Origin of the sequence: Actinosynnema sp. NPDC049800, from assembly GCF_040656635.1 — a bacterium.
In the GTDB taxonomy this organism is placed as follows: domain Bacteria; phylum Actinomycetota; class Actinomycetes; order Mycobacteriales; family Pseudonocardiaceae; genus Actinosynnema.
The window spans coordinates 12,772-34,085 of record NZ_JBFAMT010000070.1; the positions used below are offsets into that span (position 1 = coordinate 12,772).

At 72.4% G+C, this 21,314-nt stretch carries 22 protein-coding genes; 11 read left to right on the forward strand and 11 right to left on the reverse strand.

Going from position 1 to position 21,314, the window contains the following annotated elements:
- Positions 1–13 precede the first annotated feature (13 nt).
- Both AB0I91_RS40125 and AB0I91_RS40130 read right to left on the reverse strand, forming a co-directional pair.
- Complete coding sequence (locus tag AB0I91_RS40125) at positions 14–1,210, reverse strand: amidohydrolase (RefSeq protein WP_499641598.1); 1,197 nt, start codon at positions 1,208–1,210, stop codon at positions 14–16.
- Positions 1,200–2,837, reverse strand: coding sequence for an FAD-binding oxidoreductase (locus tag AB0I91_RS40130; RefSeq protein ID WP_499641600.1), 1,638 nt, complete (start codon positions 2,835–2,837; stop codon positions 1,200–1,202). The genes AB0I91_RS40125 and AB0I91_RS40130 overlap by 11 nt, the downstream gene beginning before the upstream one ends.
- 16 nt (positions 2,838–2,853) lie before the next feature.
- Here AB0I91_RS40130 and AB0I91_RS40135 point away from each other — a divergent pair, with 16 nt between their 5' ends.
- Both AB0I91_RS40135 and AB0I91_RS40140 read left to right on the forward strand, forming a co-directional pair.
- Entirely contained in the window at positions 2,854–3,420 is a 567-nt protein-coding gene (locus AB0I91_RS40135; RefSeq protein WP_498784939.1) for a TetR/AcrR family transcriptional regulator, read from the forward strand.
- Positions 3,417–4,859: a glycerol-3-phosphate dehydrogenase/oxidase gene (locus AB0I91_RS40140; RefSeq protein WP_499641602.1), complete on the forward strand. Its 1,443-nt coding sequence runs from the start codon at positions 3,417–3,419 to the stop codon at positions 4,857–4,859. Before AB0I91_RS40135 ends, AB0I91_RS40140 begins: the two co-directional genes overlap by 4 nt.
- A 135-nt stretch (positions 4,860–4,994) precedes the next feature.
- Here the strand turns inward: AB0I91_RS40140 and AB0I91_RS40145 are convergent, their stop codons facing one another.
- From AB0I91_RS40145 to AB0I91_RS40155, 3 genes are read right to left on the reverse strand one after another with little or no spacing between them, the layout of a single operon-like run.
- Positions 4,995–6,674, reverse strand: a complete 1,680-nt coding sequence (locus tag AB0I91_RS40145; protein WP_498784935.1) for a WXG100 family type VII secretion target — start codon at positions 6,672–6,674, stop codon at positions 4,995–4,997.
- Positions 6,671–6,985, reverse strand: coding sequence for a type VII secretion target (locus AB0I91_RS40150; RefSeq protein WP_498784933.1), 315 nt, complete (start codon positions 6,983–6,985; stop codon positions 6,671–6,673). The genes AB0I91_RS40145 and AB0I91_RS40150 overlap by 4 nt, the downstream gene beginning before the upstream one ends.
- 11 nt (positions 6,986–6,996) lie before the next feature.
- A complete protein-coding gene (locus tag AB0I91_RS40155; protein WP_053718681.1) occupies positions 6,997–7,440 on the reverse strand; it encodes a YbaB/EbfC family nucleoid-associated protein in 444 nt (147 codons plus the stop codon).
- Between the two features lie 195 nt (positions 7,441–7,635).
- Between AB0I91_RS40155 and AB0I91_RS40160 the strand changes: the two genes are divergently transcribed.
- Genes AB0I91_RS40160 through AB0I91_RS40170 form a run of 3 tightly spaced genes read left to right on the forward strand, consistent with a single transcriptional unit; the run spans position 7,636 to position 10,019 of the window.
- Positions 7,636–7,893 (forward strand): helix-turn-helix transcriptional regulator, encoded by a 258-nt coding sequence (locus AB0I91_RS40160; protein WP_498784930.1) that lies wholly within the window; start codon positions 7,636–7,638, stop codon positions 7,891–7,893.
- Between the two features lie 30 nt (positions 7,894–7,923).
- On the forward strand, positions 7,924–8,835 hold the full coding sequence (locus AB0I91_RS40165) for an ABC transporter ATP-binding protein (RefSeq protein WP_498784928.1): 912 nt from the start codon (positions 7,924–7,926) through the stop codon (positions 8,833–8,835).
- On the forward strand, positions 8,832–10,019 hold the full coding sequence (locus AB0I91_RS40170; protein ID WP_498784926.1) for an ABC transporter permease: 1,188 nt from the start codon (positions 8,832–8,834) through the stop codon (positions 10,017–10,019). The genes AB0I91_RS40165 and AB0I91_RS40170 overlap by 4 nt, the downstream gene beginning before the upstream one ends.
- 41 nt (positions 10,020–10,060) lie before the next feature.
- Here AB0I91_RS40170 and AB0I91_RS40175 read toward each other — a convergent pair whose 3' ends face one another.
- On the reverse strand, positions 10,061–11,332 hold the full coding sequence (locus AB0I91_RS40175) for a cryptochrome/photolyase family protein (RefSeq protein WP_499615958.1): 1,272 nt from the start codon (positions 11,330–11,332) through the stop codon (positions 10,061–10,063).
- A gap of 81 nt (positions 11,333–11,413) precedes the next feature.
- On the opposite strand from AB0I91_RS40175, the gene AB0I91_RS40180 reads away from it, so the two are divergent.
- Positions 11,414–11,992 carry a PadR family transcriptional regulator gene (locus AB0I91_RS40180; protein WP_499641605.1) on the forward strand — a complete coding sequence of 193 codons (579 nt, stop codon included), beginning with the start codon at positions 11,414–11,416 and terminating at the stop codon, positions 11,990–11,992.
- Between the two features lie 5 nt (positions 11,993–11,997).
- A complete protein-coding gene (locus AB0I91_RS40185) occupies positions 11,998–12,933 on the forward strand; it encodes a hypothetical protein (RefSeq protein WP_499641607.1) in 936 nt (311 codons plus the stop codon).
- Positions 12,934–13,009: 76 nt separating this feature from the next.
- Here AB0I91_RS40185 and AB0I91_RS40190 read toward each other — a convergent pair whose 3' ends face one another.
- The 3 genes from AB0I91_RS40190 to AB0I91_RS40200 all read right to left on the reverse strand — a co-directional run bounded on the left by AB0I91_RS40190 (position 13,010) and on the right by AB0I91_RS40200 (position 16,123).
- Complete coding sequence (locus tag AB0I91_RS40190) at positions 13,010–14,323, reverse strand: citrate synthase (RefSeq protein WP_498784918.1); 1,314 nt, start codon at positions 14,321–14,323, stop codon at positions 13,010–13,012.
- A gap of 268 nt (positions 14,324–14,591) precedes the next feature.
- On the reverse strand, positions 14,592–15,530 hold the full coding sequence (locus AB0I91_RS40195; protein WP_498784916.1) for a carbohydrate kinase family protein: 939 nt from the start codon (positions 15,528–15,530) through the stop codon (positions 14,592–14,594).
- Positions 15,527–16,123, reverse strand: a complete 597-nt coding sequence (locus tag AB0I91_RS40200; protein WP_498784914.1) for a TetR/AcrR family transcriptional regulator — start codon at positions 16,121–16,123, stop codon at positions 15,527–15,529. Before AB0I91_RS40200 ends, AB0I91_RS40195 begins: the two co-directional genes overlap by 4 nt.
- An 89-nt stretch (positions 16,124–16,212) precedes the next feature.
- On the opposite strand from AB0I91_RS40200, the gene AB0I91_RS40205 reads away from it, so the two are divergent.
- The gene (locus AB0I91_RS40205) at positions 16,213–17,355 is read left to right on the forward strand and encodes an acyl-CoA dehydrogenase family protein (protein ID WP_498784912.1); all 1,143 of its coding nucleotides are present in this window, start codon (positions 16,213–16,215) and stop codon (positions 17,353–17,355) included.
- 85 nt (positions 17,356–17,440) lie between these two features.
- On the opposite strand, the gene AB0I91_RS40210 is transcribed toward AB0I91_RS40205, so the two are convergent.
- Both AB0I91_RS40210 and AB0I91_RS40215 read right to left on the reverse strand, forming a co-directional pair.
- Positions 17,441–18,634, reverse strand: coding sequence for an amidohydrolase (locus AB0I91_RS40210; RefSeq protein ID WP_499641609.1), 1,194 nt, complete (start codon positions 18,632–18,634; stop codon positions 17,441–17,443).
- A 19-nt stretch (positions 18,635–18,653) separates the two neighbouring features.
- Positions 18,654–19,526 carry an aldose 1-epimerase family protein gene (locus AB0I91_RS40215; RefSeq protein WP_498784908.1) on the reverse strand — a complete coding sequence of 291 codons (873 nt, stop codon included), beginning with the start codon at positions 19,524–19,526 and terminating at the stop codon, positions 18,654–18,656.
- A gap of 68 nt (positions 19,527–19,594) precedes the next feature.
- On the opposite strand from AB0I91_RS40215, the gene AB0I91_RS40220 reads away from it, so the two are divergent.
- Genes AB0I91_RS40220 through AB0I91_RS40230 form a run of 3 tightly spaced genes read left to right on the forward strand, consistent with a single transcriptional unit; the run spans position 19,595 to position 21,313 of the window.
- On the forward strand, positions 19,595–20,149 hold the full coding sequence (locus AB0I91_RS40220; protein ID WP_498784906.1) for a TetR/AcrR family transcriptional regulator: 555 nt from the start codon (positions 19,595–19,597) through the stop codon (positions 20,147–20,149).
- A complete protein-coding gene (locus AB0I91_RS40225) occupies positions 20,146–20,970 on the forward strand; it encodes an MBL fold metallo-hydrolase (RefSeq protein ID WP_499641611.1) in 825 nt (274 codons plus the stop codon). Before AB0I91_RS40220 ends, AB0I91_RS40225 begins: the two co-directional genes overlap by 4 nt.
- A 52-nt stretch (positions 20,971–21,022) precedes the next feature.
- The gene (locus AB0I91_RS40230) at positions 21,023–21,313 is read left to right on the forward strand and encodes a YiaA/YiaB family inner membrane protein (RefSeq protein ID WP_499641613.1); all 291 of its coding nucleotides are present in this window, start codon (positions 21,023–21,025) and stop codon (positions 21,311–21,313) included.
- Position 21,314 lies beyond the last annotated feature (1 nt).

Here is a 21,314-nt window from a genome sequence, read left to right on the forward strand (position 1 = left end):
GACAGTCCCGGCCTCACACGACTTCGCCGTCCGCCGCCACCACCCGGCCCCGGTGCACGACGAGCGTGCGCGGCGCGCGGTCCATCACGGCGGCCGTCACCGTGTCGCCGGGCACGACCACCAGGTCCGCCGGCGCGCCTTCCGTGAGGCCCAGCACCTTCCCCATCACCGCCGCGCCACCCCGCGTGGCGACGTCGACGCACATCTCGACCAGGTCGTCGCGCCGGAACCCGTTGCGGTAGGCCAACTGCCACGTCCGGTCCAGCATGTCGCCGTTGCCGTAGGGCGACCAGTAGTCCCGGATACCGTCCTGCCCGAGCCCCACCCGCACCCCCGCCCACCGCAACTGCCGCAGCGGCAACGGCTCCCGCACGCCCGGCGCGACGGTCGTCACCGCGACGTCGTGCTCGGCCAGCAGGTCCACCAGCTCCGCCCGCCGCCCCTCGTCCACGCTCGACAGCGCGAACGCGTGGCTGATCGTCACCTGCCCCTGCATGCCGAGCGCGCTCACCCGCTCGCATATCAACTCCACCTGGAACGCGCCCAACGACCCGGCGTCGTGCAGGTGCACGTCCACCCCGCACCGGTGCTTCTCCGCCAGCCCGAACACGACGTCCAGGTGCCGCACCGGATCCCGGTCGTAGCCCGCCGGGTCGAGCCCGCCGACGAGGTCCGCGCCCGCCCGCAGCGCCGCGTCCAGCAGCTCGGCGGTGCCCTTCTCGCGCAGGATGCCGCACTGCGGGAACGCCACCACCTCGACGTGCGCCCGCCCGGCGTGCGCCTCCCGCGCGGCGAGCACGCCCTCCAGCTTCTCCAGCCCCGAGTCGACGTCCACCTGGGCGTGGCTGCGCACGTGCGTCGCGCCGGAGGCGATCGTCCGCCCGAGCGCGTGGGTGGCGCGTTCGGCCACGGACGCCTCCGCGGACCGCCAGTTGCGCCGGTCGTTGTCGATCAGCCCGGCGAGCCCGTCGGCCGCGCTGTGCGGGCGGAACGGCAGCCCCAGCCGGGTCGAGTCGAGGTGCGCGTGCGCGTCGGTGAACGCGGGCAGCAGCACGCCGCCCCGGCCGTCCACCACCTCGACGCCGGGCGGCGGGCCGACGTCCCGACCGAACGCCACGACGTGCCCGTCCTCGCAGAGCACGTCGACCAGGGGTGCGCCCGGGGCGTTCGGCCACGGCCGCACGGAGCGGATCAGCAGGTCACCGGTCACCAGGCGACGCTAGCCCCGCGACACCGAAGTCGCCAGCGAGGAGCTTGCCCGGGTTGAGCACGCCGGTCGGGTCGAGCGTCCGCTTGACCGACGCCAGCACGTCCAGCCCGAGCCCGCCGATCTCGGCCTCCAGGTACGGGACGTGGTCGGCGCCCACCGCGTGGTGGTGGCTGATCGTGCCGAGCCCGGTGATGGCCTCGCTCGCGGCGGCCTTCGCCACCTGCCACTGCCCGATCGGGTCGGCCGCGTCCCGGGCCGCCAGGGCCGTGAAGTACAGCGACGCGCCGGTCTCGTACGCGTGCGAGATGTGGCACATGACCACGCAGTCGCCCAACGCGTCGACCAACGCCTCCCGCACGGCGGCGCGCAGCTCCGAGACCTTCGACCAGTGCGTGGCCGTCTCCAGCGTCTCCACGCACACCCCGAGCTCCATCAACGCGTCCCGCTGGCGCGGCCCGTTGAACCGCCCGTGCCGCCACGCCTCGCCGAGCACCTTCCCCAACGACAGGGCCTTCACACCCCGCAGCGCCTCGGCCCTCCGCCGCCCGACCTCCCGCTTCGACGCGCCGTGCCAACCGAGGACGAGCATGCACGGCTCGCGCACACCCCGCGCCTTCAGGTAACCCTTGAGCGCGTTGACCTTCCACCCACCGCCCAACGCCAGTGACACCGCGGTCTCGTCCACATCGGACAGACGCGTCACGTCCGCGAGCACCCGCCGCTGCGCCAACTCCCGCACCACGGCCGACCCGCGCTCCCAGCCGTCCACCACGAAGCCCTCGTACCGCTCGACCTCCGGCCGGCGGCGCACCCGCAGCGCGACCTCCGTGATGACCCCGAAGGCGCCCTCGCTGCCGACCACCAACTGCTTCAGGTCCGGCCCGGCGGCCGACGCCGGCGCGCCGCCCAACCGCCACTCGCCCACCGGCGTGGCCAGCCGGACGCCTTCCACCATGTCCTCGAACCGGCCGTAGCCGGACGACGCCTGACCGGCCGACCTGGTCGCGGCGAACCCGCCGATGGTGGCCCGCTCGTAGGACTGCGGCACGTGCCCGATGGTCAGCCCGTGCGCGGCCAGCAACCGTTCCGCCTGAGGGGCGGGCAACCCCGCCTGGAGCACCGCCAACCGGGACACCGGGTCGACCTCGACCAGCTTGTCCAGCCGGTGCAGGTCCAGCGCGACCACCGCCGCCTTGTCCCCGCGCAGGGCGCTCACCCCGCCGACCACGGACGTGCCACCGCCGAACGGCACCACCGCCACGTCGTGCTCGACGCACACCGCCAGCACCTCGACGACCTGCTCGGGCGACGCGGGCAGCACCACGCCGTCCGGCACGGGCAGCTCGCCGTCACCGCGCTGCCTCAACAGGTCCACATAGGACAAACCGCCGGCCCGCCCCAGCCGGGAGTCGCGGTCCACCCGCACGTGGCCGGGGCCGACGACCTCGCCCAGCGCGGCCCGCGCGGCGGCGCTCAACGCGGACTCGGGCACCTCCGGCGGCCGGGCCGGCGTGCGGACGTCGCCCAGCCCGGTCCGTTCCCGCAGCCACTTCACCGCGTGCGGCGGTAGCGAGCCCGTGGTCGTGGTCCACCTGCCCCGGAGGGTGTGGTCGATGCGCTCGGTCACCGCTACAGTGTGACACATGACGTCTCAACGTCACAGTGACGACGCGCTCCTCGACGCGGCCCGCGACTGCGTGGTCGAGGTCGGCGTGCGCCGGACCACGCTGACGGACATCGCCAAGCGCGCCGGCGTGAGCCGGATGACCCTCTACCGCCGGTTCCCGGATGTCGGCACGCTGGTCAGGACCCTCATGACCAGGGAGTTCACCGCCCTGCTCCAGCGCGTCGAGGTGACCGGCGACAACGCCAGGCAGCGGCTCGTGGCGCAGGCCATCGCGGGCATCCGGCTGCTGGCCGCCGACCCGTTGATGCGGCGGGTGCTCGACCTGGACGCCGAGCTGATGCTGCCGTACCTCGTGCAGCGGCTGGGCAGCACGCAGCGGCTGGTCGAGGCGTTCCTGGTCGGCCGGATCGAGGAGGGTCACGCGGACGGCTCGATCCGGCCGGGCTCCACCTCCGCCCAGGCCCGGCTCGTGCTGCTGACCACGCAGTCGCTGGTGCTCTCGATCCGACCGGCCACCACGGACCTGGACTTCGAGGAACTGCTGGCCGAGCTGGCCGCCTACCTGGACGGGGCACTGTCGTGAACACCTCCCTGAACGCCGGGCGGCGGCGCGCGGACCTGGACCACCTGGCGTCCGCTCCCGTCGACCTGCTCGTCATCGGCGGTGGCGTGACCGGCGCGGGTGTCGCCTTGGACGCGGCGTCACGCGGGCTGTCTGTGTGCCTGGTCGAGGCGCACGACCTGGCGTTCGGCACGTCCCGCTGGTCGAGCAAGCTGGTCCACGGCGGCCTGCGCTACCTGGCGCAGGGCGAGGTCGGCGTGGCGTACGAGAGCGCGGTGGAGCGGGGCATCCTGATGACCCGCACCGCGCCGCACCTGGTGCGGGCGCTGCCGCAGCTGGTGCCGTTGCACGGCAAGGCGCACGACCCCGTGGTGATGGCCGGCCTGCGTGCGGGCGACGTGCTGCGCCGGCTGGCCCGCACACCGTCACGCGTGCTGCCGGCGCCGCGGCGGGTGCCGGCCGTCGAGGCGTCGGCCCTGGCGCCCGGCCTGCGGCGGGCGGGCCTGCGCGGCGGCCTGCTGAGCTTCGACGGCCAGCTGGTCGACGACGCGCGGCTGGTCGTGGCCCTGGCCCGGACCGCGGCCGGCTTCGGCGCCCGGATCGTCACCCGCGCCCGTGCCACCTCGCTCTCCGGGCGCGGCGCGGACGTGGTCGACACGCTCACCGGGGAGTCACTGCACATCAAGGCGCGCGCGGTGGTGAACGCCACCGGCGTGTGGGCCGGCGAGCTGGTGCCGGACGTGAGGCTGCGGCCGTCCCGGGGCTCGCACCTGGTGCTGTCCGCGGCCACCGTCGGCCTGGCGACCACGGCGCTGACCGTGCCGGTCCCGGGCGCCCGCAACCGCTTCGCGCTCGTGCTGCCGCAACGCGACGGGCGCGTGTACGTGGGCCTGACCGACGAGCCGGTGGACGGCCCGATCCCGGACGTGCCCACCGTGCCGCAGTCCGATGTGGACTTCCTGCTGGGGGTCGCCTCGTCGGTCCTGGAGCGCGAACTCACCCGTTCCGACGTCCAAGGGGCGTTCGCCGGTCTCCGGCCGCTCCTCGACACCGGCGACGGCCCCAGCGCCGAGCTGTCGCGTGGTCACGCCGTGCTGACGAAGGACGGGGTGACCACGGTCGTGGGCGGCAAGCTCACCACCTACCGCCGCATGGCCGCCAAAGCCGTCGACGCCACCGCCCTCACCACGACCCGCTCCCTCACCGCGCGGATCCCCCTGGTGGGCGCGGGCCCGGCCGCCGGGCCACCTCACCTGGTCGCGCGCTACGGCACGGAGGCGCCCGACGTCGCCGAGGTCGGCGAGGTCGCCTGGGCCGTGCGCCACGAGGGCGCCCTGACCGCCGACGACGTCCTGGACCGCCGCACCCGGATCGGCCTGGTCCCGACCGACCGCACCGCCGCCGAACCGGCCGTCACCGCCGAGGTGGCCGCGGAACTGGCCGCCCTGACCTCCGCCTGAGCGTTCGACTCGGGGAGCCCGACCGTAGGACACGCGCGCGTGCCGAACGTTCAGGTACCCCGAGCCGAACGCTCGGGACGGGGACAGGCACGCGAAAGGGGACCTCCGCGGTGGAGGTCCCCCTTGGCGTTCAGGTCACTCGCCGATGATCGGCTTCGCGGCCTTCGGCGGCTCCTCGATCAGGGGCTCGCCCTCCAGCCGCACCTTGCGCTGGTGGTCCTTGCCGTCGCCGCCCTGGCCACCCGGTGCGCCCATCATCGGCGCGCCCATCATGCCCATGCCGCCCGCGCCACCGGGACGTCCACCGGCCGCGCCCGGCGCACCGGCGGCACCCGCGCCGCCGCCCGCCGGACCGCCCGACTGGCCGAGCACGCCGGACGAGCCACCGGCCTGGAGGGTGGAGCCGCCGGCGCCACCGCCACCGGAACCGCCCGCGAAACCACCGCCACCGCCGCCGCCACCGGCGAAGCCGCCGCCACCGCCGCCGCCGAAGCCGCCACCCGCGCCACCGCCGGCACCACCACCGGTGGGCAGGTCGACCGGGCGGACCGGGGGCATGGTCGGCACGGAAGGCGTGCCGGTACCGCTGCCACTACCACTGCCCGTCGCGTAAGTCGTGTCGCGGAACGTGGGCGGCGGGGGCACCTGGCCCGTGCCCGCACCGGAACCGCCCGGCACCCACCGACCCGGCTCCCAGTGACCGCCGCTGCCGGAACCACCGGAACCGGAACCACCCGAGCCGCCACCGGTGCCGACCCGCGGCGGCTGGCTCACCACGGGACCGCTCGGACCGCCCGGGTACGCACGCCCCGGCTCCGTCCCGCCACCGGTGCCCGGCCCGTAGCCGGTGCCCACCCGCGGCGGCTGGCTCACCACGGGACCGATCGGGCTCGGACCGCCGGACGGGATGGTCGACCCACCGCCGCCACCGCCGGGGTTGTTCGTGTACCGGTCGTTCGCGCCCCGGTCCATCTCGTTGAGCTGCCGCTCGTCGAGCCCGAGGCCACCCTGCGACAACCGCGGACCCGAGCCGCCACCGCCACCGCCCTTGTTGGACGACGTCATCGCGGTGATCGCCTGCAGGATCTGCTTGGCGGTCTGGGCGATCTGCGCGACCGACTTGATCAGGTCGATCAGCTTCTTAAGCGAGTTGCCGAGCTTCTGCAGGAAGTCGGCGAGCTTCTTGGCGTAGTTGCACGCCATCTGCACGATGTCCGCGATCGCCGCGCCGATGGCCGCGCCGAAGGTCAGGAACGACGCCGCCAACCACTGGATGATCTTCATGACCATCTCGGACACGGCCTGGCTGATCAGGTCCATGATGGTCTTGCGCACGGTCGCCACCAGCTCGCCCGCGCCCTTGGCCGCGCGCGAGATGCCCTGCGTGGCCTTGGACAGCGTCTCCAGGCCGGCCGCGTGCCGCTTGCTCGCCGCCCGGTACCCGTCGGCCGAGCGGCCGCGCCAGGTCCGGGTCTCCTCGACCGACGTGCGCCGGTAGTCGGCGACGATGCCCTCGATCTGCTTGGCCGCGGACGCCCAGCTGTCGGACATCCTCTGGATGGCCTGCGGGTTGCCCAGCAGCGCGTCGAACGGCTCGCGCAGGAAGTCGACGTGCTGGATGGCCCAGCTGAAACCGGCGGACAGGAAGCCCGACAACGGGTTGCTGGCCATGCCGACGATGCCCATGGCGGTGTTCGCCATGCCGAGCCCGGCCTGGACCCAGTCGCCGCGCTCGACCGCCGCGACGGTGCCCTGCACGTCGCCGATCAGGTGCGAGGGGTCACGCCCCTGGGAGGTGGTGGCTTGCCCGCTCATCCCCGTGCCCTTCCGGTGAAGCCGAACGCGTTGTCGAGGTCGACGTTCTCGTAGAGGTCGGCGACCTCCTTGAGGCCCTGGCACATGTCGGCGACGGTCTCCGTGGCCTGGCCGAGGATGTCCTGTGACGAGCCGGCCGTCTTGAGCAGGAACTGCGCCAGGAACGAGCCGAACACGCCGAAGGCGTCGGTCGACAGCGACGGGTCAGCGGTGTTGGTGGCCGAGAGCATCCGCTGCGTCAACTGGTCGACCGTGCCAGCGTGCGCCCGGATCTCCTCCGGGTTCACGTTGAACGAGTCGAACATGGTCATCTACCCCCTGCTCAGGCCATGACATCGGGTGGGTTGGTGAAGTAGTCGTCATCGGGCCTGGTGTCTCGACGCTGGATCTCGGGCTCCGGTTCCACGGCGTCCGTGCCGTCACCCGAATAGCCGTTGGGCATCTTCGCCTTCACGAACTCCAGCGCGGGGCTGTCGCCGACGAACTCCGTCATGATCTCGACGACCTTGCCCGCCGCGGCGCGCTGCGCCTGCGCGACGGCGGTCATGATCGCGCCGGAGATCCGCTCGGGGTCCTCGCCGCGCAACTGCGGGCGCAGGATCAGGTCGGTCAACGCGCCCGAGGCGTTGACCGTGACCGTGATCAGGCCGTCCGGCGACGTCGCGCTACCGCCGACGCCGCCGAGCTGCGACTCGGCCTGCGCGGCGTTCCGCTTGGCCTGCTCGATCTTCTCTCCGTACTGCGCGAGCCACTGGTCCGGCTCCATGTTCACCCCTCACGGCAACGGGGCTTGCGGCCCTACTGCGCAATTCGACCCGTCGACACTCGATTCGGTTCCCGGCGACGTATCGTTTCACCGAAACGTGATCCTTCGGTCGCACGACCCGCGGATACCGCCGTTCGGCCCATTCTGTGAATTGTTTACTTGCCGTTCTGTTGGGTTTTCGCAACACTTCGTAGCATGAGTCCGGTGCGCCGAGGCCCCGGGCAACCCATCCACAACCGGATCGGGGTGCTTCGGGTCGAACGGGGATTGACCAGGGCGGGGTTGGCCGCGGCGGTCGAGGTCAACCCCCAGACGATCGGGGCGCTGGAGCGGGGCGACCACTACCCGAGCCTCGACCTGGCGCTGCGGATCTGCGACGTGTTCGGCCTGCCGGTCGAGGCGGTGTTCAGCCGCACGCCGTTCGCGCCGCTGTCCACGCAGGTCTACCGCTAGGCACGACCGGTCACGACAGGAGGAGAGCACGTGGCACAGGGAGTGCTGGAGGTCGACCGGGTCTCCAAGCGCTACGGGGAGGTCGTCGCGCTCGACCGGATGACCTTCGACGTGCGGGCGGGCGAGCTGTTCGGCTTCGTCGGCAGCAACGGCGCGGGCAAGACCACCGCGATGCGCATCGCGCTCGGCGTGCTGGCCGCGGACTCGGGCGAGGTGAGGTGGAACGGCGCGCCGATCACCTTCGAGACCCGCCGCCGGATCGGCTACATGCCCGAGGAACGCGGGCTCTACCCCAAGATGAAGGTGCTGGACCAGCTCGTCTACCTGGCCGAGCTGCACGGCCTGTCGACCAACGCCGCGCACCGCTCGGCGGAGGACTGGATCGCCCGCCTCGGCCTGCGCGACCGCCGGGGCGACGAGGTGCAGAAGCTCAGCCTCGGCAACCAGCAACGCGTGCAGCTGGCCGCGGCGCTGGTGCACGAGCCGGACGTGCTGGTGCTGGACGAGCCGTTCTCCGGCCTCGACCCGGTCGCGGTGGACGTGATGAGCAACGTGCTGCGCGAGAAGGCGGCGGGCGGCGTGCCGGTGGTGTTCTCCAGCCACCAGCTGGACCTGGTCGAGCGGTTGTGCGACCGGGTGGGCATCGTGCGCAGCGGCACGCTCGTGGCGTCCGGTTCGGTGGACGAGCTGCGCGCGGGCGGCGAGTCGAAGCTGGTCGTGGACGCGCCGCTGGCGCCCGCGGGCTGGGCCGACCACCTGCCGGGCGTGCGCTCGGCGCACACGTCGACCGGCCGCACGGTCCTGGAGGTCACGTCGGACGTGGACGACCAGGCCGTGCTGCGCGCCGCCCTGGACACGGGTCCGGTGCACGAGTTCGCCCGGCAGCGGCCGTCGCTGACCGAGTTGTTCCGCAGCGTGGTGACCGAGGAGTCCGCCGCATGAGCAGCCTCACCCCCGGCAGGGCGGTGTTCCTGGTCTCCCGCCGGGAGTTCCTGGGCAAGGTGCGCACGAAGTCGTTCGTGTGGGGCACGCTGGTGATCGTCGCCCTGCTGGCGGGGTACGTGCTGCTGCAGGCCGTGCTGTTCGACGACGCCGGTCGCGACCGGGTCGCGCTCAGCGGTCAGGCCACCGTGCTCGCGGAGCCGTTGAAGCAGACCGCGCGGTCGTTCGGCCGCGAGGTGGAGACGGTCGACGTGACCGACCTGGCGGCGGCCGAGGAGCAGGTGCGCTCGGGCGACCTGGACGCGCTGATCACCGGCGCGTCGGACGACCTGCGCGTGGTGGTGGAGCAGTCGCTGGGCGACTCCCTGCGCAACTCCCTCGACCTGCTGGTCAAGCAGCAGGTCCTGGACGCGCACTTCGCCGAGGCGGGCGTGGACCCGGCCGAGGTGGCGCGCAACGTGGAACGCGCGAGCGTCGACGTGGTGGCGCTGGAGCAGCGGGACGAGCAGCGGGGCCAGCGGCTGGCGATCGGCCTGGTGATCGCCGGGCTGCTGTACTACTCGCTGCTGGTCTACGGCGCGATGGTCGCGCAGGGCGTGGTGGAGGAGAAGTCCAGCCGGGTGGTGGAGATCCTGCTGGCGACGTTGCGGCCGTGGCAGCTGCTGCTGGGCAAGGTCGTCGGGCTCGGCGCGGTCGGTCTGCTGCAGCTGCTCGTGATCGGCGGCATCGGGCTCGTGCTGGCGTCGTTGTCGGGGGTGGTCGACGTCGCGGGCGTGGCGGGCGGCGCGCTGGCCACCGGCTTGCTCTGGTACGTGCTCGGGTTCTTCTTGTACGCCACCGTCTTCGCCGCCGCCGCGTCGTTGGTGTCACGCCAGGAGGAGCTCCAGTCGGTGCTGATGCCGATCAGCATGTCGATCGTGGTGGCGTTCATGCTGGGGATCAACTTCATGGTCACCGACCCGGGCGGGACGACGGTGGCGGTGCTGTCGGTGCTGCCGCCGTTCGCGCCGATCCTGATGCCGGGGCGGATGGCGATGGGCGTCGCGCCGACGTGGCAGGTGCTGCTGGCGATCGCGCTCGCGCTGGCCGCGATCGCGGCGATCACCTGGCTGGGCGGCAAGGTCTACTCGAACGCCATCCTGCGCACGGGCGCCCGCGTGCGGCTGCGGGACGTGCTGCGCTAGCCGTGCCGCAACCCCTGTTGGCGTTCAACCTTTGACGGAGTTCAACCCTTGACGGCCGCGTAGCGCGCGAGTGCTTCCAGGCGCTCGTGCGCGTGGTCGACGATCGGGTCACGCGGCTGGTGCACGGCCTTGCCCGGCACGTCGCGCAGCTCGGGCACGTACCGGCGCACGTAGTCCCCGTCGGGGTCGAACTTCTCGCCCTGCGTGACGGGGTTGAACACCCGGAAGTACGGGGCGGCGTCGGTGCCGGTCCCGGCCGCCCACTGCCAGCCGTGCTGGTTGGACGCGAGGTCGCCGTCGACCAGGTGGCGCATGAAGTGCCGGGCGCCCCACCACCACGGCAGGTGCAGGTCCTTGACGAGGAAGCTCGCCACCACCATGCGCACCCGGTTGTGCATCCAGCCCTCCTGCCGCAGCTGGCGCATCCCGGCGTCCACGAACGGGTAGCCGGTCCGCCCCTCGCACCACGCCTCGAACCGGTCGCGGTCGTCGTCCAGCGGCATGCGGTCGAACGCGCGGTTGTAGTTGCGGCGCGCCGAGTCCGGCCGGTGCCACAGCACGTCGGCGTAGAACTCGCGCCAGGCGAGCTCGGTGCGGAACGCCTTCGCGCCCGCACCGCGCCCGAGGTCGGCCAGCAACGTCCGCGGGTGCACCACGCCCCACTTCAGGAACGCGGAGAACCGGCTGGTGCCGTCGAGGTCCGGCCGGTCGCGGCGGGTGGCGTAGTCGGGCAGCTTCTCGTCGCGGAACGCCTCCCACAGCGCCCGCACGTCCGGCAGCGCCTCCCCCGGCGGCAGCTCGCGCCCGAGGTCCGACCGGATCCACGTCACCGACGACGCGTCGGTGGCGGCGGGCGGGCGCACGCCGTGCTCCGACCAGGCCTTCAGGAACGGCGTGAACACCCGGTACGGCGTGCCGTCGGCCTTGGTGACCCGCCCCGGCGTGACCGCGTAGGGCGACCCGGCGCGCACCAGCTCGACCCGCTCCGCCACCGCCGCGTCACGCTCGCGCCCGTACGGCCCGGCGTCCGCGGAGACGTGCACGGACGACGCGCCGATCTCGGCGGCCACCCGCGGCACGACCTCGACCGGGTCGCCCTCGACCACGACGAGCCGCCCGTCGAGCTCGGCGTCCAGCGACCGCAGGCACCGGTGCAGGAACTCGACCCGCGGCTCGCCGGAGGCCTTCAGCAGCACGGGGTCGAGCACGAACAGCGCGAGCACGCGTGAGGCCCGCTCGGCCGCCGCGAGGAGCGCCGGGTGGTCGGCGGTCCGCAGGTCGCGTCGGAACCACAGCACGGTCGAGGAGTCCACGGACCGACCCTAGGAGCGCGACCGGCGTCCCGCACGACCAGCGCGTTCGCAATAGTCGATTTCGACTGATAGTTTTCTGCCATGCCACGACGCGCGCTCGACAACCCGCTGGTGCTCGCGGTGCTGGGCCTCCTGCTGGAGCACCCGACGCACCCGTACCAGATGCTCACCGACCTGCGGGCGCGCGGCGGCGACCGGGCCGCCGCGATCAACCGGGGCACGCTGTACGACGTCGTCGAGGCCCTCGTCACCGCCGGGTGGGTCGCCCCGCAGGGCACGGAGCGCACCGGCAACCGCCCCGAGCGGACCGTGTACGCCCTCACCGACGCCGGGCACGACGAGCTGGTGCGCCGGCTGGACAGCCAGATCCGCACCCCGCGGCGGGAGTTCACGCAGTTCCTCGGCGCGGTCGCCCACCTCGGCGCGCTCGGCCCGATCGGCGCCGTCGAAGCCCTGACCGAACGCGGGCAACGGCTGTCCGCCCGCATCGCGGCCGACGAGCGCGAACTGGCCGAGGTGCTGGCGGGCGGCGTGCCCCGGCTGCACGTCATCGAGGCCGAGTACGCGCTGGGCCAGGCCCGCGCCGAGCTCGCGTGGATCGACACGGTCGTGGACGACATCCGCGCCGGCTCCCTGATCTGGCCGACCCGAGAGGACTGAGCCCGATGCTCTTCGGCATCTACCCCGGCGGCGCGACCGGTGACGACACCGGCGGCCTGGCCACCGGCGCGCCCGACTCGCCCGAGCACATCTGTGCCCTGCTGGACGAGTTGCAGGGCCCCGGCCGCCCGTTCGTCGTGCGCGCGTACACCGCGTTCAAGGACACCGGGAGCACCCCGACCACGCCCGCAGACGCCGCCCGGTACGCCGTGCGCGGTCGACGGCTGGACCTGGTGGCGCAGTACCAGTCGGAGGCCGGCGACGTGGCCGGCTACTGCGACTTCGTGCGCTCGCTGGTCGAGCGGCACGGCGCGGTCACCGCGACGCTCCAGGTGACCGAGGAGCCGAACGTGACCGACAACCCGGTGCTGGACGGCTGGTACCCGGGCGTGCGGGAGGCGATCACGGCCGGGGTCGTCGCGGCCAAGTCCCACGCCCGCGCCCTGGGCCACGACCTGGCGGTCGGCTTCAACACCACGCCGCTGTTCGGCCCGGCGTCGTCGTTCCTCGCCGACCTGACCGCCGGCGACCCGGCGTTCGCGGACGCGCTCGACTACGTGGGCCTCGACTTCTTCCCGGACGTGTTCCGCCCGCTCGACGGCGACCTGGCCGAGGGCGTGGCGGGACTCCTCGCGCACCACCGCGATCTCCTGCGCGCCGCCGGTCTCGCGCACGTGCCGCTGCACATCACCGAGCACGGCTGGCCCACCGGCCCGGACCGGTCGCCGCAGCGGCAGGCGGAGGTGGTGGAGACGGTGGTCCGCGTCGTCGCCGAGCACGCCGTGCGCCTGAACATCTCCGGCTACACGCACTTCGCGCTGCGCGACGCCGACAGCGCGAAACCCGGGCTGTTCCACAACTTCGGCCTCACCACCGACGACCACACCCCGAAGCCCGCGTTCGCGACCTACCGCGCGCTGATCGCCGAGCTGGGCGGCTGATCGTTGCGCCGCAACGGGAAAGGCCCGCACCGGACATCGGTGCGGGCCTCGGCCGTGCGCGTGGTGGGAACGGCGGTCAGCGCTGGTCGAGCGGCACGAACGAGCGCTCCGGCGCGCCGGTGTAGACCTGCCGCGGGCGGCCGATCTTGGTGGCCGGGTCGTTGATCATCTCGCGCCAGTGGGCGATCCAGCCGGGCAGCCGGCCGAGCGCGAACAGCACGGTGAAGAACTTCGTCGGGAAGCCCATCGCGCGGTAGATCAGGCCGGTGTAGAAGTCGACGTTCGGGTACAGCTTCCGCTCGACGAAGTAGTCGTCGGCGAGCGCGGTCTCCTCGAGCGCCTTCGCGATGTCCAGCAGCTCGTCGGACGCGCCGAGCTTGCCGAGGATCTCGTCGGCCGTCTTCTTGATGATCGCGGCGCGCGGGTCGTAGTTCTTGTAGACCCGGTGGCCGAAGCCCATCAGGCGGACGCCGTCCTCCTTGTTCTTGACCTTCTTCACGAACGCGTTGACGTCACCGCCCTCGCGCCGGATCTTCTCCAGCATCTCCAGCACCGCGGAGTTCGCGCCGCCGTGCAGCGGGCCGAACAGCGCGTTGATGCCGGCCGAGATGGACGCGAACAGGTTCGCCTCGGACGAGCCGACCAGGCGCACCGTCGACGTGGAGCAGTTCTGCTCGTGGTCGGCGTGCAGCACGAACAGCAGGTCGAGCGCCCGCACCAGGTCGGGGTCGACGTCGTAGGGCTCGGCCGGGAAGCCGAACGTCATGCGCAGGAAGTTGTCCACCAGACCCAGGGAGTTGTCCGGGTACAGGAACGGCTGGCCCACGGACTTCTTGTAGGCGTAGGCCGCGATGGTGGGCACCTTGGCCAGCAGGCGGATCGTGGAGATCTCGACCTGGTTGGCGTCGAAGGGGCTGAGGCTGTCCTGGTAGAACGTCGACAGCGCGGACACCGCCGAGGACAGCACGGGCATGGGGTGGGCGTCACGCGGGAAGCCGTCGAAGAACCGTTTCAGGTCCTCGTGCAGCAGCGTGTGCCGGTTGATCTTGGAGGAGAACTCCTCCAGCTGGGCCTGGGTCGGCAGCTCGCCGTAGATCAGCAGGTAGCTGACCTCGATGAAGTTCGACTTCTCGGCGAGCTGCTCGATCGGGTAGCCGCGGTAGCGCAGGATGCCGGCGTCACCGTCGATGTAGGTGATCTCGGAGGAACAGGACGCGGTGTTGACGAACCCGCTGTCCAGTGTGACCAGACCTGTTGTGGCCAGGAGCTTCCCGAGGTCGATACCGGGCGCACCTTCGGTGGCCGGTACTACCTTCATCTCGTGCTCTCCGCCCGGATGGCGCAGCGCGACGGTACGGGTGTCGTTCGGCGCAGTCGTCGCGTCGGGCATGCAGAGTCCCTCTCACGCTAGGGCGGGGTGGCTCATGCGGATCTCGCACGCACGCGCGCGGGCGTGGGATCGCCCCGCACCGCAGCACCACCCCGTTGGGGTCCTGTCAGTTCTCCCACGCTAGTCAGAGGACGACCCTCCACACAGCCGCGGTGTGAACCGATTCTGTGAGATGGGACCGGCATCACATCCGGATGCATGGGTGGCTAGCGTGCATCCACCACGGTAGCCCTTCAGGGCTGTTTCTCCATCTCACGCGGGGTGAGAGCTAGGTCATCTCCAGCTCGCGTTTGAAGGGTGGCTCGGCGCCCGCCCTGGAGCACGTGATGGCCGCCGCGGCGCCCGCGTAGGCCAGCGCCCGGCCCCACCGCGCGGCGTCCAGACCACGGACAGCCTCGACGGACAGCGCGTCGTGCGCGTGCAGCCAGGCGAGCAGCGCGCCCTGCACGGTGTCGCCCGCGCCGATGGTGTCGACCACGTCCACGGGCGTGGGTGGGACGCGGATCACGTCGCCGGCGGCGGTCAGCACGGCCAGCCCGTCGCCGCCGCGGGTGAGCACGACGGCGGCCGGGCCCGCGCCCTGCCAGTCGCGCACGACCTCCAGCACGGCGTCCTCGGGCGCGTCCTCCGGCAGGTCGGCCAGCCACCGCGCGTCCTCGACGGACACCTTCAGCAGGCCCACGTGCGGCAGCCACGAGTCGTACCGGTCGCGGTAGGCCATCGGGTCGCGGATGAGGCCCGCGCGGATGTTCGGGTCGAGCACGGTGAGCGCGCCGCGTTCGGCCTCGCGCCACAGCACGCGCTCGTACGTGCTCGCGCCAGGCTCCAGCACCATCGACAGCGTGCCGAAGGACACCGCCCTGGTGCCGGCGGGCAGCGGGCCCGGGTCGGTCACCTGGCGGTCCGCCGTGCCCTCGACGTAGAACGAGTAGCGCGCCGAGCCGTCGTCGGCCAGCCCGACCACGGCCAGCGTCGTCGGCTGCTCGCCGCGCTGGACCAGGTCGGTGCGCACGGCCGAGGCGTGCAGCCGCTCGATGAGCCGGTCGCCGAACAGGTCGGTCGACACCCGGGACAGGAAGCTCACCGGCGCTTCGAGGCGCCCGGCGGCCACGGCCACGTTGTACGGCCCGCCGCCCAGCCGCGGCGCGAGGGCGCCCTCGGGCGTGGGCACGAGGTCGACCAGCGCCTCACCTGCAACGACGATCACGACTGGCTCCGTTCTCTTCGCAACCCGTCCAGCAGCAGTTCACCCAGCGCGGTGAACGCCTCGGCGTCCGAGACCCCCGCGCGCCGGGTCAGCACACCGGTCTGGATGCCCTCGATGAGCAGACCGGCCATCTCGGCGATCAGGGTCGCATGCACGTCCCGGAACACCCCGTCGCGGACACCCTCCTGGATGAACTCGCGGATCCGCTCGGCGGCGGCGCGGGCGTTGCGCTCGTAGGTGCTGCGCGTGGGCGCGAACGCGGACACGTCCGTGATGAACCGGGCCGACGCCCGCCGCAGCTCCTCGGCCGCGCCGGCCAGGTACGTGCCGACGCGGGCGCGGACGTCCGCGACCTCGGCGATGCGCTGCTCGATCCGCTCGGCCGCGCCCTTGAAGTAGCGGCCGACCACCTTCACCGCCAGCTGCTCCTTGCTCGGGGCCAGCGCGTAGAGGGTGGATTTCGAGCAGTGCAGGCGGGCGGCGAGGTCGTCCAGCGTGAAGTGCGCGAACCCTTCGGCGAGCACGAGCGCCTCCAGCCTGCCCAGCAGCTCCACCTGCCGGGGCGTCAGCGGTCGGCGCACGATCGAGGTCATGGGCGGCAACTCTGTCACAGTGCCTGGCTCCAGTACTGGAGTACGTCCTACAGTACTGGTGACAGTACCCCGTGATCCGGAGGTCGACGATGCCCGCCGAGCGCCTGCTGCCCACCACCGAGGCCGAGGACCTGCTGGCCCTCGTCCGCGAGATCGCGCGCGACGAGCTCGCGCCGCACGCCGCCGAGGCGGAGGAGCACTCGCGGTTCCCGCGCGAGGCGTTCCGGCTGCTCGGCAAGACCGGGTTGCTCGGGCTGCCGTACCCGGAGCGGTTCGGCGGGGGTGAGCAGCCGTACGAGGTGTACCTGCAGGCGTTGGAGGAGGTCGCGTCGGCGTGGATGTCGGTCGCGGTCGGGCTGTCGGTGCACGTCATGTCCAGCTACGCGTTGGCGACGTTCGGGGACGACGCGCAGAAGTCGCGCTGGCTGCCCGACGTGGTGGCCGGTGACCAGCTGGGCGGGTACGCGTTGTCCGAGGCGCACGCTGGCTCCGACGCCGGCGCGCTGTCGACGCGGGCCGTGCGCGACGGGGACCACTACACCGTGAACGGGACGAAGGCCTGGATCACGCACGCGGGCGTCGCCGACTTCTACACGTTGATGGCACGCACGTCGGACGAGGGCGGCAAGGGCGTGAGCTGCTTCTTCGCGCCGGGCCACGTCGAGGGCCTCACGGCCGCCAAGCCGGAGCGCAAGATGGGCCTGACCGGCTCGATCACGGCGCAGCTGTCGTTCGACGGCGTCCGGCTGGAGGCCGACCGCCTGATCGGGGCCGAGGGCGACGGCCTGAAGATCGCACTGTCCGCTTTGGACTCCGGCCGGCTGGGCATCGCGGCGTGCGGCGTCGGCCTGGCGCAGGCGGCGTTGGACGAGGCCGTGGCGTACGCCAAGCAGCGCACCCAGTTCGGCCGGGCGATCATCGACTTCCAGGGCCTGGAGTTCCTGCTGGCCGACATGGCCGCCGCGGTGGAGTCCGCCCGTGCCACCTACCTGGACGCGGCCCGCCGCCGCGACCGCGGCCTCCCGTTCCGCCGCCAGGCCGCGATCGCGAAGCTGGTCTGCACCGACGCCGCGATGAAGGTGACGACGGACGCCGTGCAGGTGCTGGGCGGCGCCGGCTACACCCGCGACTTCCCGGTGGAGCGCTACATGCGCGAGGCCAAGGTGCTCCAGATCTTCGAGGGCACCAACCAGATCCAGCGCCTGGTCATCGGCCGCACCCTCCGCCACTGACCCGCGTGCCGAACGCCCGGGACCCCCGAATTATTCGGGGGTCCCGGAGGTTCGGCTCGCGGGACCCGGGTGGTCGACTCGCGGGTCAGGGTTCGGCGTAGAAGGGGTTGGTGACGACTTCCTCGCCGTTCTCGTAGCGGTAGACCTCGCGGCCCTCCACGAAGACCTTCAGGGCGCGGCTCATCACGTCCAGCGGGTCGCCCGACCAGATCACGATGTCGCCGTCGAGGCCCGGGCGCAGGGAACCCACGCGGTCGTCCAGGCCCATGATGGCCGCCGGGTTCACGGTGATCGACTCCAGACCCACGCGCGGGTCCAGGCCTTCCTTCACGGCCAACGTCACCTGGTGCACGAGGAAGTGGATCGGCACGACCGGGTGGTCCGTGGTGATCGCGATCCGCACGCCCGCACGCGCCAGGATCCCCGGGTTGCGCAACGAGCGCTGCCGCACCTCGACCTTCGACCGCGACGTGAACAGCGGCCCGATGATCACCGGGACGTCGCGCTCCGCCAGCACGTCCGCGATCAGGTGCCCCTCGGTGCCGTGGTTGACGATGAGCCGGTAGCCGAACTCCTCCGCCAGCCGCAACGCGGTCGCGATGTCGTCCGCGCGGTGGCAGTGCTGGCACCACGGCAGCTCACCCGACAGCACCCGCGCCAGCACCTCGGACGTGGTGTTCCGCTCGAACGCGCCGTCCGCCTCGTCCCGCTTGGCCACGTAGTCCTGCGCCTTGGTGAACGCGTCGCGGATCACCGCCGCCACGCCCTGACGCGTGGACGGCAGCTTCTTCTGCTCTCCGTACACCCGCTTCGGGTTCTCCCCCAACGCGCTCTTCACGCTCACGGGGTTGCGCACCAGCATCTCGTCGGCCGTGCGGCCCCAGCACTTCACCGCCACGGTCTGGCCGCCGATGACGTTGCCCGAACCGGGCTTGACCACCGCGGTCGTGACGCCGCCGGCCAGGGCGTCGGCGAAGCCCTGGTCGGCGGCGTTGATCGCGTCCAACGCGCGCAGCCGGGCGCCGTTGGGGTCGGTCATCTCGTTGGTGTCCTGCCCGGCCCAGCCCTCGCCCTCCTCGTGCACGCCGAGGTGGCCGTGCGCCTCCACGAAGCCGGGCAGCACCCAACCGCCCGCCGCGTCGACGACCGGGACGCCGTCCGGCACCTCGACGTCCGAGCCGACCGCGACGATCTTCCCGTCCTGGACCAGGACCGTGCCGCCCTCGATCGGCTCTCCGACGACCGGGACGACGTACCCACCCGTGATAGCGACGTTCATAGTTAGCGACGCTAACGTTCTACGACAACGGGCGCAAACCCCACCGCCCGGCCCACGACTCGCCCGGCTCCAGCCACAGCAGGTCGATCCCGCTGTTCAACGCGTCCGGCGGGCACGTCATCGGCTCGATCGCCACCGCGCGGCCACGACCGGGGAAGTTGTCCGGCGTGTAGACCTGCACCCACTTGAAGTCCGGGTCCGCCCACACCTCGACCCCGCCGGCCGGGCCCTTCAGCACGTGCCGCACGAGCCCGTCCACCGGCTCGCACCCGCCGAACGCGGTGTCGAGCTCCACGCCCTCCAGCAGCCGCGCCACGCGGAAGTCGTAGTCGCCCTCCACGGGCACGGCCGGGCCGTTCGGGATCATGGTCTGCGGGTCCACCGGCAGCACGGTCGTGGCGGCCAGCGACAGCGAGGTCTCGTCCGTCAGGGAGGCGCCGGCCCGCGGGTACGGGTGCGTGCCCACCCCGAACGGGGTCCGCTTGTCACCCACGTTGGTGACGCCGTGCGAGACGGTCAGGCCGTTGTCGTCGAGCGCGTACGTGATGGTGGTGCGCAGCTCGACCGGCCAGCCGAGACCGGCGACGGGCGTCTCCAGCGAGATCAGCGACCCGGTGTGCTCCACGGTGCCCCAGATCGCGCGGCGCACCAGCCCGTGGATGGCGTTGCCCCGCGCGGGCTCGCCGATCTCCAGCTGCTGCTCCTCGCCGTCGAGCACCCATCTGCCACCGGCCGTGCGGTTGGGCCACGGCACCAGCACCGCGCCGCTGCCCATGGGCGGTTCGTCGTCGTACGTCTCCACGTACGGCACGCCGCCGACCTCGTAGGACTTGAGTCCCGCACCCTCGGGTGCGATGACGGCGCGTGCCGCGCCGTGGGCGATCTCCAGCATGGGTCAGGAGCGTATCCGAGCGACTCTCCCCTTGACGTAGTTACTAGACCGGTCTCTATAGTAAAAACATGCCAAGACGGACCGACACCCGGCAACGCGTGGTGCGCACCGCGGCCGACCTCTTCCGGGCGCAGGGCTACCACGCGACGGGGATCAACCAGGTGCTCGCCGAGGGCGGCGCGCCCAAGGGCTCCCTCTACTTCCACTTCCCGGGCGGCAAGGAGCAGTTGGCGGTCGAGGCGGTGACGTTGGCGGGCAACGACCTGTGCGACGCGCTCGCCGCCGTGCTGGCCGCCGAGACCGACCCCTCGAAAGCGCTTCCCCGCGCCTTGGAGCTGCTCAGCCAGGACCTGCTGGCTTCGGACTTCCGCAACGGGTGCCCCGTCGCCACGGTGGCGCTGGACGCGGCGTCGGACAGCGAGCCGATCCGCGTCGCCTGCGAGGACGTCTACGCCTCGTGGCAGCGGCTCATCGCCGAGCACGTGGGCGACGACGACCTGGCGACGGTCGTGCTGGCCGCCATCGAGGGCGCGCTGCTGCTCGCCCGCACCCGCCGTTCGCTGGACCCCCTGCACGCCGTCGCCGCCCGGCTCGGCGCACTCCTGGGAAGGACGGAACCGTGAAGGCGCACCACTTGAACTGCGGCACCATGCGCCCGTTCGGCGGGAAGCTGGTGAGCGGTGAGGGTTCCTACTTCCGGGCCGCCGAGCTCGTCTGCCACGTGCTGCTGCTGGAGACCGACGACGGCCTGGTGCTCGTCGACAGCGGTCTCGGCCTCGACGACGTGCGCCGGCCGGACGAGACGCTGGTGCGCCGCTGGCGGTCGATGGCCCGGCCCGCGCTGGCGGAGGCGGAAACCGCGCTGCGCCAGGTGGAAGCGCTCGGGTTCGCCGCATCGGACGTGCGCGACGTCGTGCTGACGCACCTGGACTTCGACCACGCCGGCGGCCTGCGCGACTTCCCGGACGCGCGGGTGCACGTCTCGGCGGAGGAGCTGGCCGCGGCGACGCGTCCGGGCCGGTCGGGCAACGACCGGATGCGCTACCCGGACGCCCAGTGGGCGCACGGGCCGAAGTGGACTCCGCACGAGGCGACCGGCGAGACGTGGTTCGGCTTCGACGGAGTGCGCGAGGTGCGGCCGGACGTGCTGCTGGTGCCATTGTTCGGGCACACGCACGGGCACACGGGCGTGGCGGTCCGGGTCGGCGACCGGTGGCTGCTGCACGCGGGCGACTCGTACTTCTTCCACGGCGAGATGGCGGCCGAACGGCACTGCCCGCCCGCGTTGGGGTACATGCAGAAGCGGATGCAGGTGCTGCCGGAGCTGCGCGTGGCCAACCAGAAGCGGTTGCGGCAACTGGTGCGCGACCACGGCGACTCGGTCGACGTCTTCAGCGCGCACGACGCCACCGAGCTGCGCCGCCACCAGCGAGCGCACGCGTGATTGAGTAGCGGTACTCATGACACCGGGCCCGGTCGGCGGGGACGCTTCGGCCATGACCGCGAAACCGCACTCGCCGACCACCAACGCCTTCTACGCGCAGGCGGTGATCTCCTTCGCCGTCTCGCTGGCCGCCGTCGGCCTCGGTGTGGCCTACCTGCCGGTGGACGGCTGGGTGCGCGCCTTCCTGGCGCTCGGCCTGCTGTTCACCGTCACGTCGGCGTTCACCCTGGCCAAGTGCATCCGCGACCGGCAGGAGGAGACCTACGTCGTGAGCCGCGTCGACCAGGCGCGGCTGGAGAAGCTGCTCGCCGAGCACGACCCGTACCGGGTGGAAGCGGCCTGAC

What these genes read in the sequence shown, in the direction of transcription:
- AB0I91_RS40190 (WP_498784918.1), bottom strand. Translation starts at nt 14,323, where the DNA reads ATGCCCGACGCGACGACTGCGCCGAACGACACCCGTACCGTCGCGCTG.
- AB0I91_RS40160 (WP_498784930.1), top strand. Translation starts at nt 7,636, where the DNA reads ATGAGTCCGGTGCGCCGAGGCCCCGGGCAACCCATCCACAACCGGATC.
- AB0I91_RS40220 (WP_498784906.1), top strand. Translation starts at nt 19,595, where the DNA reads ATGCCAAGACGGACCGACACCCGGCAACGCGTGGTGCGCACCGCGGCC.
- AB0I91_RS40215 (WP_498784908.1), bottom strand. Translation starts at nt 19,526, where the DNA reads ATGCTGGAGATCGCCCACGGCGCGGCACGCGCCGTCATCGCACCCGAG.
- AB0I91_RS40150 (WP_498784933.1), bottom strand. Translation starts at nt 6,985, where the DNA reads ATGACCATGTTCGACTCGTTCAACGTGAACCCGGAGGAGATCCGGGCG.
- AB0I91_RS40145 (WP_498784935.1), bottom strand. Translation starts at nt 6,674, where the DNA reads ATGAGCGGGCAAGCCACCACCTCCCAGGGGCGTGACCCCTCGCACCTG.
- AB0I91_RS40155 (WP_053718681.1), bottom strand. Translation starts at nt 7,440, where the DNA reads ATGGAGCCGGACCAGTGGCTCGCGCAGTACGGAGAGAAGATCGAGCAG.
- AB0I91_RS40185 (WP_499641607.1), top strand. Translation starts at nt 11,998, where the DNA reads ATGCTCTTCGGCATCTACCCCGGCGGCGCGACCGGTGACGACACCGGC.
- AB0I91_RS40205 (WP_498784912.1), top strand. Translation starts at nt 16,213, where the DNA reads ATGCCCGCCGAGCGCCTGCTGCCCACCACCGAGGCCGAGGACCTGCTG.
- AB0I91_RS40170 (WP_498784926.1), top strand. Translation starts at nt 8,832, where the DNA reads ATGAGCAGCCTCACCCCCGGCAGGGCGGTGTTCCTGGTCTCCCGCCGG.
- AB0I91_RS40180 (WP_499641605.1), top strand. Translation starts at nt 11,414, where the DNA reads ATGCCACGACGCGCGCTCGACAACCCGCTGGTGCTCGCGGTGCTGGGC.
- AB0I91_RS40210 (WP_499641609.1), bottom strand. Translation starts at nt 18,634, where the DNA reads ATGAACGTCGCTATCACGGGTGGGTACGTCGTCCCGGTCGTCGGAGAG.
- AB0I91_RS40200 (WP_498784914.1), bottom strand. Translation starts at nt 16,123, where the DNA reads ATGACCTCGATCGTGCGCCGACCGCTGACGCCCCGGCAGGTGGAGCTG.
- AB0I91_RS40230 (WP_499641613.1), top strand. Translation starts at nt 21,023, where the DNA reads ATGACCGCGAAACCGCACTCGCCGACCACCAACGCCTTCTACGCGCAG.
- AB0I91_RS40135 (WP_498784939.1), top strand. Translation starts at nt 2,854, where the DNA reads ATGACGTCTCAACGTCACAGTGACGACGCGCTCCTCGACGCGGCCCGC.